Source organism: Bradyrhizobium sp. WSM2793, assembly GCF_000379585.1.
In the GTDB taxonomy this organism is placed as follows: Bacteria; Pseudomonadota; Alphaproteobacteria; order Rhizobiales; family Xanthobacteraceae; genus Bradyrhizobium.
In genome coordinates, this window is sequence record NZ_KB902781.1 from 33,422 (window position 1) to 48,078 (window position 14,657).

The window sequence follows — 14,657 nt, forward strand, 5'->3', positions numbered from 1 at the left end:
GCTCATTGTCACACAGCTTACACGATTGAAATAAGAAGGCTTTTGCCGTGTCACTTGATTGTGAGTCGGAGTTCCACCGGCGCGTGTGCGGCGGAACATCGCAATTACTCGGCGGCCTTCATCCGGTAGTGACTGACCCCCCATTCGGTTCCATCGGCATAGCCGAACAGGCCCGAAGTAGCGAGCAAGAACCAGCGCCAGCGCCGCATCCACAGACAGGTCTGTTCGCCATAGACCTGGCGCAGGGACGCCTCGATCGCATCCCGATGCGTGTCGAAATTGGCGAGCCAGTCATTAGTGGTGCGCTGATAATGCGTGCCGCTCCAGCACCATTCCTTCTCGACCGTGAAGATGTCGTGGAATTGCCTGACGAGGTGATGGCTCGGCATCAGCCCGCCGGTGAAGACGTGCTGCGCGATCCAGTCCTCGCGATCGAGCCGGTCGAACAGCTGCGAGCCGGAGCGATGGGTGACGATCTGCATGAAGAAGCGCCCATCCGGCGCGAGCCATGACCGCAGCCGCGACATCAGCTTGCGCCAGTTCATCATCTGCTCGAACATCTCGACCGAGACGATGCGATCGAACTGGCCGTCGGGCGCGAACACGTTCATGTCCGCAGTGACCACCCGCAGGTTCAGCAAGCCGCGCCGCCGCGCCTCCTCCTCGACATGAGCGCGCTGCGCCTGCGAGGTCGACACCGCCGTCACCTTGGCGTGCGGAAACTGCCGCGCCATCCACAGCGACAGCGAGCCCCAGCCGCAGCCGAGCTCGAGGATGGTCTGGCCGTCGGCGAGGCCGGCATGCTCGACCGTCTGGCGCAGCGCCTCCTCCTCCGCCTCCTGCAAGGTGGTCGCATCGGTCTTGTAGAAGCAGCAGGAATATTTGCGGCTGGGGCCGAGCATTTCGGCGAAGAACGCCGCGGGCACCTCCTCACGCCCGGCCTCAGCGTTTTCGGCGATCGGCCGCAGCATCATCCGGCCGGCGAATGCGGCGTCGGCGGCCGCGTCATGCGTGGCGAGGCGGGTTGCGCTGCGGGAGCACAGGCGCTGGATCGCGGCGCGGATCACGACGTCCGGCAGCGGCACGCGTTCGGCAGTCCCGATGATCGCGGAAACGACACTCATGCGCCCCCCGAATGGCGAATCTCTGCAGATAGCTGCTTATCAAAGCCCCGCTTCCGGTCCGGGTTCCCCGAGCTGTCCCCGAAATCGGCGCATCCGGCGCTTTTTTTGGGCCGGCGCTGTGCCATAGTGCGCGCCGCAAGCAAGCTTTTGGAATGGATGATACCGGCCATGCCGTCAGGCACCTCGCCCCGCTCCACCATGGATATCGAGTATACAAAGCTGTCCTCACCCAGCGTCTTCCTGGTGAGGATGCTGGTCTTCCTGGTGCTGTGCACGCTGGTCAGCGTGGTGCTCTACAAGCAGATCATCCAGGCCTTCTTCGCCAATCCCGGCCTCAATGCCCTGATCGGCGGCGTGCTGTTCATCGGCATCATCCTGGCCTTCCGCCAGGTCATCCGACTCTACCCTGAGGTCTCCTGGGTCAACAATTTCCGCATCGCCGATCCTGGCCTGGCGCCGGCCCGGCACCCGAAACTGCTGGCGCCGATGGCGGCGATCCTCGGCGGCGAGCGCTCCGGGCGAATGTCGATCACCCAGACCACGATGCGGCATTTGCTCGATTCGATCGCGACCCGCCTGGATGAAGCCCGGGACATCTCGCGCTACATGACCGGCCTCCTGGTGTTCCTCGGCCTGCTCGGCACCTTCTGGGGCCTGATCGAGACGGTCGGCTCGGTCGGCAAGGTGATCGACGGGCTCAAGGTCGGCGGCGATTCCGGCGCGCTGTTCGACACGCTGAAGGAGGGCCTCGCAGCCCCGCTGGGCGGCATGGGCATCTCGTTCTCCAGCTCGCTGTTCGGCCTCGCGGGATCGCTGATCCTCGGCTTCCTCGATTTGCAATCGAGCCAGGCGCAGAACCGGTTTTACACCGACCTGGAAGACTGGCTCGCCACCACGGTGCGCGAATATGGCAGCGGCGAGGTCGCGGTCGCTTCCGGCGGCGGCGGCGGAGTCGCCGGCGGCGAGCTCCAGGCCGCGGTCGAACGCTTACGCTCCGTGCTCGAGGAAGGCAGCGCCAGCCGCGGCACCACGGCGGCGATGGCGAGCCTTGCCGAAGCCATCCAGGCGCTGGTCTCGCACATGCGCACCGAGCAGCAGATGATCCGCGAATGGGCCGACGGCCAGGGCGAGCAGAACCGCGAGATCCGGCGTCTGCTGGAGCGCATCGCCCGCCAGCCGGAAAAGAGCTGAGACGATCTCGTGCCCCGGACGCGACGCAGCATGAAATGATGCGTCGCTGAGCCGGGGCCCAGCGTCAGGGGCAATATGGTCCCGGCTCTGCGAAGCAGCGTTGCACGCTGCATCGCGTCCGGGACACGAAAGTGGAGACGGACAACATGGCTCTAGCGCGCGGCCGCCGCAGCGAAGGCGCCTTCAACTACTGGCCCGGCTTCGTCGACGCGCTGTCGACGCTGGTGCTGTCGATCGTGTTCCTGCTGTCGGTGTTCCTGGTGGTGCAGTTCTTCCTGTCGCAGGAGGTCACCGGCAAGGACAAGGCGCTGGAGCTGCTCAACGCCAAGATCGCCCAGCTCAACGAGCTGTTGTCGCTGGAGAAGCTCGGCAAGCTCACGCTCGACGACCAGGTCTCGCAACTGAAGGCCGGTCTCGCCTCGGCCGAGACCGAGCGCGACCGCATCAAGGGCCTCTATGATGGCCTCGCTGCCGCCGGTAGCGACGCGCAAGGCAAGACCTCCGAGCTCGGCAAGGCGCTGGATTCGGAGAAGGCGGTCTCGGCGCGGGCACTGGCCCAGATCGAGGTGCTGAACCAGCAGATCAGCGCGCTCAGGCGGCAATTGGCGGCGCTGGAAGAGGCGCTCGACGCGAGCGAGAAGCGCGACAAGGAATCGCAGAACCGCATCGCCGATCTCGGGTCTCGCCTGAACGTGGCGCTGGCGCAGCGCGTGCAGGAATTGTCGCGCTACCGCTCGGAATTCTTCGGCCGCCTGCGCGCCATCCTCGGCAACCGGCCCGACATCCGCATCGTCGGCGACCGCTTCGTGTTCCAGTCCGAGGTGTTCTTCGACACTGGCCAGGCGGTGCTTCTGCCCGAGGGCCGCGCCGAGCTCGACACCTTGGCAGCCGCGTTGATCGAGCTCGACAAGAAGATCCCGAGCGACATTCCCTGGGTGCTGCGCGTCGACGGCCACACCGATGTGCGTCCGGTCAACGGTCCGAACTTCAAGTCGAACTGGGATCTGTCCGCGGCACGTTCGATCTCGGTGGTGCAATATCTGGTCTCGCTCGGCGTACCCGCCCAGCGCCTCGTCGCGGCCGGCTTCGGCGAATTCCAGCCGCTCGATCCCGGCAACACGGAAGAGGCCTACAAGCGCAATCGCCGCATCGAGCTGAAGCTGACGGAGCGGTAGTGAGCGCGATCCACCTCCGCCCCTACGCGGCCTCCGACGAAGCCGCCGCGATCGATCTCTGGCATCGCACCTGGCAGCAGGCCTATCCGCAGATCGACTTCGCGGCACGGCTCGAATGGTGGCGCGAGCGCTGGCTGAGGGATCTGGTGCCGAAGGCGTCCATTGTCGTCGCCGAGCAGAATGGTGCCCTCACCGGCTTCGTCACCATCGACGGCGACGGCTATCTCGACCAGCTCGTGGTCGACCCTGATCACTGGGGCTCGGACGCAGCCCGGCTGCTGGTCGAAGAGGCCAAGCGCCTGTCGCCATCAGGCATCACGCTGCTCGTCAACAAGGACAATTCCCGCGCCATCCGCTTCTACGAGCGCAACGGCTTTGCTCATGCCGGCGACGATGTGAACCCGACCTCGGGCCGGCCGGTGCTGAAGATGGCCTGGCGGGCGTAATTCTGGCGGGCGTGAGGCCTGTCACGCAGGGATCCTGCGAGGTCGGTTATTCGTTGTGTCAGCGATGACAAGCGAATGGAGGCGATCGATGCGGCTGCGCGATCTTGCCAAGGGTTCCTCGGTGTTTCTGGGCGTCATCGTCGCCGGATATTTATCGACCACCTATGTCGACCAGCGTTTTGCTGCGCCCAAGGTCTCCGAACGGACAGAGTCGGCATCAGCCTCGGCCTGCGTCGGGGAGGACGGCAGCTGGAAGAACTGGCAGTGGCCAAACGTGCCTGCGCTGTCGCCGAAGTGCCGGTAAACCGGCCTGCCCAAGACAAAACGTCGAAAACAACCCCATGCACAGTAAACGGCGCAAGCAAAGTCAATAGCTTACGAACCGGCCCTGAGGGCCTCACGCCCCCTCGAACTGCAACCTCGCCAGCCGCGCATAGAGCCCGTTCGCGGCCACGAGCTCGGCATGCGTGCCCTGCTCGACGATCTTGCCCTGGTCCATCACCAGGATGCGGTCGCAGGACAGCACGGTGGCGAGGCGGTGCGCGATCACCAGCGTGGTGCGGTGGCGCATCAGCTCTTCCAGCGCGGTCTGCACCAGCGTTTCGCTTTCGGCATCCAGCGCGGAGGTGGCTTCATCGAGCAGCAGCAGCGGCGCATCGCGCAGGATGGCGCGTGCGATTGCGATGCGCTGGCGCTGGCCGCCGGACAGCGTCACACCGCGCTCGCCGAGCGGGGTGTCGAAACCTTCGGGCAGGCGGCGGATGAATTCGGCGGCATGCGCGAGCTCGGCGGCGCGCTCGACCTCGGCGTCGGTTGCATCGGGCCGGCCGAAGCGGATGTTCTCGCGGGCGCTGGCGGCGAACACGTTCGATTCCTGCGGCACCAGTGCGATGCGCGCGCGGAAATCGCGGGGATCTGCGGACTTGACCGCCACGCCGTCGAGCGAGATCACGCCGCTGCGTGGATCGTAGAAGCGCAGCAACAGGTGAAAGATGGTGCTCTTGCCGGCGCCGGACGGACCAACGATCGCGACCTTCTCGCCGGGGCGCACCGTGAATGACACGGCATCGAGCACATTGACGTCGCACCGCACCGGATAGGCGAAGCTGACCCGGTCGAAGCCGACCTCGCCGCGTGCCGGCACCGGCAGCGCGCGGGGAGACGCGGGCGCCTTGATGTCGGGCTGCACATGCAGGATCTCGAACAGCCGTTCGGCCGCGCCTGATGCCGCCGAGACCTCGCCCCAGACCTCGCTGAGCTGGCCGAGGCCGGCTGCGGCGAACACCGCATAAAGCACGAACTGACCGAGCCGGCCCGGCGAAATCGCGCCGGTGAGCACGTCATGCGAGCCGATCCAGAGGATCGCGACCACGCTTGCGAACACGATGAAGATGATGATGGCGGTGAGCACGGCGCGCGCCTGGGTCGAGGTGCGCGCGGCCTCATAGGCCTGCTCGACCTCGCCGCCGAAGCGCTTCTCGGCGAATTGCTCGCTGGTGTAGGCCTGCACGGTGCGGATCGCGCCGACCAGCTCGCCCGCATAAGCCGAGGCGTCGGCAAGCGTGTCCTGCGCATTGCGCGACAGACGCCGCACCCAGCGCCCGAAGGCGACCAGCGGCAGCACGATCAAGGGAATGGCCAGCAGCACGAAGCCCGACAGCTTCGGGCTCGTGATCACCATCATCGCCGCGGCGCCCAGAAACATCATCAAATTGCGCAGCGCGATCGACACCGAGGCGCCGACGGCCGATTTGAGCTGGGTGGTGTCGGCGGTGAGCCGCGAGATCAATTCGCCGCTGCGAGCGGAATCGAAGAAGGCGGGAGACAGCGAGAGCAGATGGGCGAAGACGTCGCGCCTGAGATCGGCGACGATGCGCTCGCCGATCGTCATCACGAGGTAGTAGCGCGCGGCGCTGGCGAGCGCGAGCACGCCGACCACCGCGAGCATCACCGAGAAGTAGCTGTTGATCAGCTCGATGCCCTCGGGCGTCAGGCCGAAATCGATCATCCGGCGCACCGCGACCGGCACCAGCAGCGTGGTCAGCGCCGCGACCGTGAGGGCGACGAAGGCCAGCGCCGCGCGGCCGCGATAGCGGCTGACATAGGGCGCCAGCGCGAGCAGCGGCCGCAGCTTGGCGCGACCCTTGGCCGGCTCTTCGATCAGCTCGGCCTCGATCGACGGGGTGTCCGCGGCATTCATTCCGGGCCGATCGACATACTGGTCATCAAGCCGTTCCACTGCGCTCATGAGATCCAACCCATTGCATTCGTTTGCTCCCAATAGGCCGGTGCAAGGGTAGTGGCAAATCCGGGAAGTCCCTTAGGGGCAAACCCGGTTCACCGCCCCGGAGTGGCTTGTTTTAGCGGGTTTCGTGAGGTATAGAGCCGCCCAAATCCGTCATTCGATAGCCACCCAAGAAGGCGCCGGGGCGCCGAGGAATTGCCATGAAAGCCGAAATTCACCCGAACTATCATACGATTAAGGTCGTGATGACCGATGGAACCGAGTACCTGACCCGCTCGACCTGGGGCAAGGAAGGTGACACGCTGAACCTCGACATCGACCCGAAGTCGCACCCGGCCTGGACCGGCGGCAATGCCCAGCTGATGGATCGCGGCGGCCGCGTCTCGCGCTTCCAGAAGAAGTTTTCGGGCTTTCTCAAAAAGGATTGATCCGGCCCGCAATGGCTGGAGACGAAAAACGCCCCCGGAGAGCCGGGGGCGTTTTTGTCTTTGGGGGTCTCGCGCCGCTGCCAGACCCGTCATCCTGAGGTGCGAGTGGCGCGATGCAACGCATCGCGCCGGGAGCCTCGAAGGATGAACGGCCACAGCCGGGCCGTCGCCCTTCGAGGCCCGCTACGCGGGCACCTCAGGGTGACGGTCAGAGATTGAGTCTTACCGCTCGAACGCCGCCTTCAGCGCGTTGAGGTGTGGCACCAGCGGATTGCCGATCGCGATGTGTTCAGCCGGCGGGGTGTGGATGGTGGTGTCGAGGCGGCGGACGCGGGTCTGCAGGCTCATCGAGCGATGGATCAGGTCCTGGAGCTGCGAGGGCAGCTTCTCGATGGTGTCGGTGGGGCCGGGATCGGCAGCGCTGAGCTTGACCTTGGTCTTCTCCCGATTGGCCTGGCTCAAAGTCATCTCGCCTTCCTTCACCGCGCGGTGCAGCAGCAGCCACGAGGCGAGCTGCATCAGGCGGGTGGTGAGACGCATGCTCTCGGTCGCGTAGGTGAGGCTGACGGCACGGTCGAGCGCCTTGGCCTCGGTGCGGCCGGCGCCGTCGAGATAGGCGGCGGTCTCTTCGACGAGGTCCATGCCCTCGCGGAACAGGACGCCGAACGCCGCAGAATTGGTGAACCGCTCGCTGAGTTGAACGAGAGCGCCGTCGGCCTGCAAACGTTCCATGGTTAACGCCTCTTACGCAACTGTTTGACTGCCCGGCTTTAGCGCCGGCTTATGATGAACAAATCATTGCGCGGGCGGGACGCGGAGTCCAGTGACAAGCACGGTTATGGTTTCCGCGGGTCATTCCTCGGAATGCAACTGGGCGGAGACTCTTGTTTTGATGCGGATTCTTGACGCGAAGCGGTAGCCACGCCACTCGAGACGCTGTGCGCAAAAAAAGAGCCGCCGGAGACCGGCGGCTTTGAAAGTTGATAACAGGGAGGCGTCAAACAGAGTGGACAGGAGCCACTCGGTGTCCAAACGAGGACAGTTCCAGTCATAAACCCGAAAGCTTAATCGACCGTAAACGAGCGAATTTTTTGAGGGTTCGTTAGCCATGTCGGCCAGTGACCGAGCGGGGTGGAACAAACTCTGCCCGCCGTTTTGACGTCCTGGGGTTATGGATTCCGGGCTCGGCGCTGCGCGCCGTCCCGGAATGGACGCGAAGGTGCGGCTGCGCGAGACGTGGGTCCCGGCTCTGCGGAGCGTCACTGCGTGCCGCACCGCGTCCGGGACACGAGAGGCGTGAAAATCCTACGACTTGAAAAAGCTGTTCGCCGCATCGCGTGAGGCGCGCTTCTTCGTAGCGGCTTCTTCCAGCCTTGCGATCTCGGTCTTGAGCAGCGTGACGCGCTCGGTCAGTTCCTCGACCGACAAGAGCGAGAGGTCCTGCCCGATTTCATGGCTGATCTTCTTGCGCGGGCGGTCGTCGTCTTCCGTCGCCATCCTCGTTCCTCCAAAGTTCGCGCACACAATGCTGAGGCGGTTGCCAGCTTGGATCACGCTGGCTAAGCAAGGGCCTCGTTCATCCCGCACCTTCACCCAAGGACACATCATGGACAAGCTGCCCGCGCAAATGACCGTGGTCGCCATATCCAAGCCCGGCGGACCGGAAGTGCTGGTGCCGGAACAACGCAGCATTCCGCAGCCCGGTCCCGACGAGATCCTGGTCAAGGTGATGGCCGCCGGCGTCAACCGGCCCGACGTTGCGCAGCGCTCGGGAGCCTATCCGCCGCCGCCCGGCGCCAGCGACCTGCCCGGTCTCGAGATCGCGGGCGAAGTGGTTGCCGTCGGCAGCAATGCCAAGCGGCACAAGATCGGCGACAAGGTGATGTCGCTGGTCGCCGGCGGCGGCTATGCGCAGTACTGCATCGCCCAGGACGCCCAGGCGATGAGCGTGCCGCCCGCGCTGTCCATGAAGGAAGCCGGCGCGCTGCCGGAAACCCTGATGACGGTCTGGCACAACGTGTTCGAGCGCGGTGGCCTGAAGGCAGGAGAGACGCTGCTGATCCATGGCGGCTCCTCCGGCATCGGCACCATGGCGATCCAGCTGGCGAAAGCGTTCGGTGCGAAAGTGTTCGTCACCGTCGGATCGCAGGACAAGATCGACGCCTGCCTCAAGTTAGGCGCCGACCGCGCCATCAATTACAAGACCGAGGACTTCGTCGCCGTCGTCAAGGAAGCGACCAACAAGGAAGGCGTCAACCTGATCCTCGACATGGTCGCCGGCGAATATGTCGACCGCAATTATGATGCCGCCGCGGTCGACGGCCGCATCGTGCAGATTGCGACGCTGAATGGCCCCAAGGTCAGCGTCAACATCGCCAAGGTGATGGTCAAGCGCCTCACCCACACCGGCTCGACCCTGCGCCCCCGTAGTAATGCGGACAAGGCGGCGATGGTGGCCGCCATCGAGCAGAAAGTGATGCCACTTTTGCGCGAAGGCCGCGTCAAACCGCTGATGGACAGCACTTTCCCGCTGGAAAAGGCAGCCGATGCGCACCGGCGCATGGAAACGAGCGCACATATTGGCAAAATTGTGTTGGAGGTCTAGGCCAACGGCCCACGGGAGACGCCGGAAACCCTTTGATTTTCCTCGCTTTCGTGGCATCTATCGCGACGCACCGAACCACTTCCGTTCGGTTTGAAATCGTCTTCACTGAAGAGTTTGCGTCGAACGCGGAGAACTGGCCTTGCGTCTGATCAGGTGCCTCGCGCCCATCGCGCTGGGCCTCATGATTCTTGTCGCCGCGTATCCCGCGCGCGCGCTCGACGCCGTCAGCGTCCGCAGTGACGCGCCCGCGATCGACCTCACCGGCGTGCTCGAGCATCAGCGCAGCGATGCCGACCGCATCCAGGTCTCCACCGCGCCCGGCACCGACGGCATCGTCCGCCGCATCGAAGTGCGCGCCCGCGAGGGCGGACAGAACTGGGTGGTGTTCGCGCTCGCCAACAACACCGACGACCAGCTCGACCGCCTGATCGTCGCGCCGCATTACCGTATCGTTTCCTCGGGGCTGTTGTGGCCCGACCTCGGCCTGTCGCGCATTGCGACCATCACGCCCTCCACCGGCGACCGGCCGGAGCGACAGGAAAGCCCGACCGCCGACGTCTTCCGCGTCACGCTCGACCCCGGCGCCGTCATCACCTTCGTCGCGGAGCTGCGCACCGACAAGCTGCCGCAGCTCTATCTGTGGGAGCCGGAAGCCTACAAGGACAAGGTCAACTCGTTCACGCTGTACCAGGGCATCGTGATCGGCATCTCGGGCCTGCTGGCGCTGGTGCTGACCATTCTGTTCGTGGTGAAGGGCAGCATCATGTTCCCGGCCGCCGCGGCGCTGGCCTGGGCGGTGCTGGTCTATATCGGCGTCGATTTCGGCTTCTGGGGCAAGGTGCTCGACATGTCGAACAACGCCGAGCGCATCTGGCGCGCGGCGGGTGAAGCGATCCTGGCGGCCACGCTCTTGGTGTTTCTGTTCGCCTATCTCAATCTCAGCCGTTGGCACGTGCGCTATTCGCACATCACGGTGGGCTGGCTCGCGTTCCTGGGCTCGCTGGTGGCGCTGGCCCTGTTCGACCCCGCGGTGGCCTCCGGCATCGCGCGCATTTCGCTGGTGCTGATCGCCTTCGCGGGCTTCGCGCTGATTGTCTATCTCTCCACCCACGGCTTCGACCGCGCGGTGCTTTTGATCCCGACCTGGTTCCTGCTGGTGGTCTGGGTGGTCGCGGCTGGCATGACGGTCGCGGGTTCCGTGACCAACGACATCGTCGGCCCGGCCCTGCTCGGCGGCCTCGTGCTGATCGTGATGCTGATCGGCTTCACGGTGATGCAGCACGCCTTTGCCGGCGGCGGCGCCACCACCGGCGTCGTCTCCGACATCGAGCGCCGCGCCCTGGCGCTGGCCGGCTCCGGCGATCTGATCTGGGACTGGGACGTTTCCGCCGACAAGGTTTTTACGAGCCCCGAGACCGAAGCCCTGCTCGGCCTCAAGCGCGGCACGCTCGAAGGCCCGGCCGCCTCGTGGCTCGAGGTGCTGCACCCGCTGGACCAGGACCGTTTCCGCGCCGCGCTCGACAGCGTGCTCGACCAGCGCCGCGGCCGCCTGGTGCAGGATTTCCGCCTGCGCACCCCCGACGGCCATTTCATGTGGTTCGCGCTGAAGGCACGCCCGGTGGTCGGCTCGGACGGCGAGGTCTCGCGCGTGGTCGGCACGCTCACCGACGTCACCGAGCTACGCAACGCCGAGGAACGCCTGTTGCACGATTCCGTGCATGACAACCTCACCGGCCTGCCCAATCGAAAACTGTTCATGGACCGGCTGGGCGCGGTCGCGCATTTCGCCAAGACCATGCCGACGCTGCGCCCGACGCTGATGGTGATCGACCTCGACCGCTTCAAGCAGGTCAACGATTCCGTCGGCATCGCGGTCGGCGATTCCATCCTGCTCACCCTCGCCCGCCGCCTCACCCGCATCCTGAAGCCGCAGGACACGCTGGCGCGGCTTGCCGGCGACCAGTTCGGCCTGATCCTGCTCTCGGAGCAGGACCCCGCCCGCATCACCGCCTTCGCCGAGACCATCCGCAAGACCATCCGCGCGCCGATCGCCTTCAACGACCGCGAGATTTTTCTCACGGCGTCGATCGGTCTCGCGCTTTCTGATCCGCAGGTTCAGCTCACGGACGAGATCATCAAGGACGCCGAGCTTGCGATGTATCACTCCAAGCGCATCGGCGGCGACCGCATCGACGTCTACAAGCCCGCGATGCGCGCGCGGAAGACCGATCGCCTGACGCTGGAGAGCGAGCTGCGCCGCGCGATCGAGCGGCAGGAGCTCACGATCCTGTACCAGCCGATCGTGCGGCTGGAGGATCGTTCGGTCGCCGGCTTCGAAGCGCTGGTGCGCTGGGATCACCCGAAGCTCGGCCGCATGGCGCCCTCGGAATTCATCACCATCGCCGAAGAGACCGGCCTGATCGTCGACCTCGGCATGTTCGTGCTGGACCAGACCGCCAAGCAGCTCTCGATCTGGCAGCGCGCGATGCGCTCGCGCGAGCCGATCTTCGCCTCGGTCAACGTCTCCTCGCGGCAGTTGCTGCGCCACGATCTGATCCACGACATCCGCACCGTGCTGTCGCGCTCCTCGGTGGCGCGCGGCACGCTCAAGCTGGAATTGACGGAATCGCTGGTGATGGAGAATCCGGAGCACGCAGCGCAGATGCTGACGCGGATCCGCGAGCTCGGCACCGGGCTCTCGCTCGACGATTTCGGCACCGGTCATTCGTCACTGGCCTATCTCCAGCGCTTCCCGTTCGACACCATCAAGATCGACCAGTCCTTCGTGCGCACGACCAATCGCGGCACGCGGCCGGTGATCCTGAAGTCGATCATCGCGCTCGCGCACGACCTCGGCATGGACGTTGTGGCCGAAGGCGCCGAGACCGATTCCGACGCGGTCGAGCTCTACCAGATGGGCTGCGAATACGCGCAAGGCTTTGCCTTCGGCGAGCCGATGGACGCGGACGCCGCGATGCGGCTGCTGACCGAAGTGCGGCTCGAAGCGGCGAGCTAGGCTTCTCTTTTCCCTTCTCCCCTTGTGGGAGAAGGTGGCGCGAAGCGCCGGATGAGGGGTCTCTCTCCTCTCGAGACCTTGGAGAGAGACCCCTCACCCAAGCGAGCCTGTGTCTACTGGCGTCGCTGCCCTCTCCCACAAGGGGCGAGGGCACATCAATGTGCGTCTCGCTCGTCGCGAATGCGAAGCAAGTGTCGTAGGGTGGGCAAAGGCGCACTTGCGCCGTGCCCACCATCCATCCAGCACTGCGACAGAAGTCGTGGGCACGCTTCGCTTTGCCCACCCTACGATACTGTTGGATATGGAGAGACCTTCACCCACCTGACCGGGTGCTCCGCCGCTACCGCCGCCCGTCCTTCTTCATCTTCGTGAACCGCACGCTCTGGCCGTCCGGCATCCGCACCGCCTTGAACCCGGCAGCAAGACAGGCTTCGCGTTGCGGCATCTGGATGTCGGGGCTGCGCAGGCTGTCCCACCATGAGGCACGATTGGCGGCGCGCGGCAGGGCCGCGCCGATGATCTCTTCGATCTGTTCGAAGCTCAGGACGAATTCGGCCTGCTTCTGCCGCAGCAGATAGTCGCGCAACGCGTCGTAGTCGTTCACATCCGTCCTCTTGTCCGAAACCGGGTCTGCTCGCAGGAGATCTGCCCAAAACCGTGAGCGGCGTAAACCGATTCTTAACTCACTACGGCAGCGCTGTTCCACCTTAAACACTACTCAAGATTTCGGGCGCATCCACTAAGGGATCGGGAGCAAACGATGCTGTCTGGATGGCGCGAAGTCACGGCCCGCCGGCCGTGGCGGATTTCGGCGAAGCTGCTGATCATCTCGTCCGTGGTGACGGTGATCGGCTTTTCCGCCATTTGCGTCAACGTCATGCTCGACATGCGCCGGGGCGAGGAGGCGCTCGCCCGCCAGACGCTGGAGAACCTCGCGACCACCATCCAGTCCGACGTCAGCCGCAACGTCGAGATCTACGACCTGTCGCTGAAGGCGGTCGCCAGCAACATGCTGCTGCCCGAGCTCGCGACCGTGTCGAAGCCGATCCGTCACCTGATCCTGTTCGATCATGCGACGACGGCGAGGCATTTCGGCGCCATCCAGGTGTTCGACGCCGAGGGCAGGCTTGCCATCGACGCCTCCACTCTCGATCCCCTCCCCGAGAACCGCAGCGAGGAGGAGTATTTCAGGGTTCATCGCGACAATCCCGAGGCCGGGCTCTTCATCAGCCGCCCGATGCTATTCCGCGGCGCCTACGCAATCGTGCTGAGCCGTCGCATCAGCGATACCGATGGCGGTTTCCTCGGCGTCGTCGCCGGCTCGATCCGCTTCAGCTATTTCCACGAATTGTTCGAGCGACTGAACCTCGATCCCGAAGACACCATCACCGTGCTCAGGCGCGACCGCACCATCATGATGCGTCGGCCGTTCGATCTCGACATCATCGGTACGAACCTGAACGACCGGCGGGCCTGGAAGCCCGACAATCTCCCGATCGGCGCCTCCTATTCGGGAAAGGGCCCGGTCGATCCGACGCCGCGGCTCTATGTCCGCAGCGCCGACAACGGGCCGCTGTTCGTGGTGGCAGGCAAGCCGCTGGCTGCGGTCTTCGCGCTCTGGCAGAAGGAGGCGTTTCGCATCGGCGCCGTGGTGCTGGCGCTCGCGCTGTTCGTGCTGGGATCGACGCTGGTGCTCGCGCGCGAGATCGGCCGCCGTGCCGAGGCCGAGCGCAAGCTTGAAGAGATGGCGACGACGGACGCGCTCACCGGCCTGAAGAACCGCCGCAAGTTCGATACCGTCATCGACGTCGAATGGCGGCGCGCGATGCGGCAGAAGGCGCCGGTCGCGCTCTTGATGATCGATGCCGATCACTTCAAGGCCTACAACGACACGTTCGGCCATCAGGCCGGCGACCAGGTGCTGGTCGGCATCGCCATCTGCATTTCCGATTCGGTGAGCCGCGCGGGCGACTGTGCCGCCCGCTATGGCGGCGAGGAGTTCGCGGTGCTGCTGCCGAATACTTCAGCCATCGACGCCTTCAAGGTCGCCGAGGCGATCCGCACCAAGGTGCAGGGCTGGTCCGACGAGCAGGTGACCTTGACGGTGTCCTGCGGCGTCGCCAGCCTCGTTCCCACCGCCGGGATGGACTGGCCGGTCCTGGTCGCCGCCGCCGACAAGGCGCTCTATGCGGCGAAGGCGGGCGGACGCAATCAGTCGGTGGTTGCGAGCTTGCCGAAGCTGTCGCTGGTGGCGTGAGGGGTTCGCTCGTCGTCGTTGCGAGCGAAGCAATCCACCACACCATTGGTGTCGTCCCTGCGAACGCAGGGACCCATAACCACAGGAAGTTGTTTGGCGAAGACTCGTCGTTCGGTACTGCTACCGAACACGACCGATGGATCACGCGGTATGGGTCCCCGCGTTCGTGG

General features: G+C 65.1%; 13 protein-coding genes. 8 read left to right on the forward strand and 5 right to left on the reverse strand.

Annotated features, from left to right (window positions below; genetic code table 11):
- Positions 1 to 104 precede the first annotated feature (104 nt).
- Positions 105 to 1,124: a cyclopropane-fatty-acyl-phospholipid synthase family protein gene (locus tag A3AS_RS0116665; RefSeq protein WP_018318714.1), complete on the reverse strand. Its 1,020-nt coding sequence runs from the start codon at positions 1,122 to 1,124 to the stop codon at positions 105 to 107.
- Positions 1,125 to 1,292: 168 nt separating this feature from the next.
- On the opposite strand from A3AS_RS0116665, the gene A3AS_RS0116670 reads away from it, so the two are divergent.
- The 4 genes from A3AS_RS0116670 to A3AS_RS0116685 all read left to right on the forward strand — a co-directional run bounded on the left by A3AS_RS0116670 (position 1,293) and on the right by A3AS_RS0116685 (position 4,240).
- A complete protein-coding gene (locus tag A3AS_RS0116670; protein WP_026202058.1) occupies positions 1,293 to 2,315 on the forward strand; it encodes a flagellar motor protein MotA in 1,023 nt (340 codons plus the stop codon).
- Positions 2,316 to 2,461: 146 nt separating this feature from the next.
- Positions 2,462 to 3,490, forward strand: coding sequence for a peptidoglycan -binding protein (locus tag A3AS_RS0116675; protein WP_026202059.1), 1,029 nt, complete (start codon positions 2,462 to 2,464; stop codon positions 3,488 to 3,490).
- The gene (locus A3AS_RS0116680; protein WP_018318717.1) at positions 3,490 to 3,936 is read left to right on the forward strand and encodes a GNAT family N-acetyltransferase; all 447 of its coding nucleotides are present in this window, start codon (positions 3,490 to 3,492) and stop codon (positions 3,934 to 3,936) included. Before A3AS_RS0116675 ends, A3AS_RS0116680 begins: the two co-directional genes overlap by 1 nt.
- An 88-nt stretch (positions 3,937 to 4,024) precedes the next feature.
- Positions 4,025 to 4,240 carry a hypothetical protein gene (locus tag A3AS_RS0116685; protein WP_020508691.1) on the forward strand — a complete coding sequence of 72 codons (216 nt, stop codon included), beginning with the start codon at positions 4,025 to 4,027 and terminating at the stop codon, positions 4,238 to 4,240.
- A 93-nt stretch (positions 4,241 to 4,333) separates the two neighbouring features.
- On the opposite strand, the gene A3AS_RS0116690 is transcribed toward A3AS_RS0116685, so the two are convergent.
- Positions 4,334 to 6,184 (reverse strand): ABC transporter ATP-binding protein/permease, encoded by a 1,851-nt coding sequence (locus A3AS_RS0116690; protein ID WP_026202060.1) that lies wholly within the window; start codon positions 6,182 to 6,184, stop codon positions 4,334 to 4,336.
- A 197-nt stretch (positions 6,185 to 6,381) separates the two neighbouring features.
- Here A3AS_RS0116690 and rpmE point away from each other — a divergent pair, with 197 nt between their 5' ends.
- The gene (gene rpmE, locus A3AS_RS0116695; RefSeq protein WP_007599895.1) at positions 6,382 to 6,609 is read left to right on the forward strand and encodes a 50S ribosomal protein L31; all 228 of its coding nucleotides are present in this window, start codon (positions 6,382 to 6,384) and stop codon (positions 6,607 to 6,609) included.
- Between the two features lie 222 nt (positions 6,610 to 6,831).
- Here the strand turns inward: rpmE and A3AS_RS0116700 are convergent, their stop codons facing one another.
- The gene (locus A3AS_RS0116700) at positions 6,832 to 7,341 is read right to left on the reverse strand and encodes a DUF1465 family protein (RefSeq protein ID WP_018318720.1); all 510 of its coding nucleotides are present in this window, start codon (positions 7,339 to 7,341) and stop codon (positions 6,832 to 6,834) included.
- A gap of 573 nt (positions 7,342 to 7,914) precedes the next feature.
- The gene (locus A3AS_RS0116705) at positions 7,915 to 8,106 is read right to left on the reverse strand and encodes a DUF1192 domain-containing protein (protein ID WP_018318721.1); all 192 of its coding nucleotides are present in this window, start codon (positions 8,104 to 8,106) and stop codon (positions 7,915 to 7,917) included.
- Positions 8,107 to 8,215: 109 nt separating this feature from the next.
- Here A3AS_RS0116705 and A3AS_RS0116710 point away from each other — a divergent pair, with 109 nt between their 5' ends.
- The gene (locus A3AS_RS0116710) at positions 8,216 to 9,214 is read left to right on the forward strand and encodes an NAD(P)H-quinone oxidoreductase (RefSeq protein ID WP_018318722.1); all 999 of its coding nucleotides are present in this window, start codon (positions 8,216 to 8,218) and stop codon (positions 9,212 to 9,214) included.
- Between the two features lie 139 nt (positions 9,215 to 9,353).
- On the forward strand, positions 9,354 to 12,230 hold the full coding sequence (locus tag A3AS_RS0116715; RefSeq protein ID WP_018318723.1) for an EAL domain-containing protein: 2,877 nt from the start codon (positions 9,354 to 9,356) through the stop codon (positions 12,228 to 12,230).
- A 340-nt stretch (positions 12,231 to 12,570) separates the two neighbouring features.
- On the opposite strand, the gene A3AS_RS0116720 is transcribed toward A3AS_RS0116715, so the two are convergent.
- Positions 12,571 to 12,834 (reverse strand): hypothetical protein, encoded by a 264-nt coding sequence (locus A3AS_RS0116720; protein WP_026202061.1) that lies wholly within the window; start codon positions 12,832 to 12,834, stop codon positions 12,571 to 12,573.
- A 156-nt stretch (positions 12,835 to 12,990) separates the two neighbouring features.
- On the opposite strand from A3AS_RS0116720, the gene A3AS_RS0116725 reads away from it, so the two are divergent.
- Positions 12,991 to 14,487, forward strand: a complete 1,497-nt coding sequence (locus A3AS_RS0116725) for a diguanylate cyclase (protein WP_018318725.1) — start codon at positions 12,991 to 12,993, stop codon at positions 14,485 to 14,487.
- Positions 14,488 to 14,657: the final 170 nt, after the last annotated feature.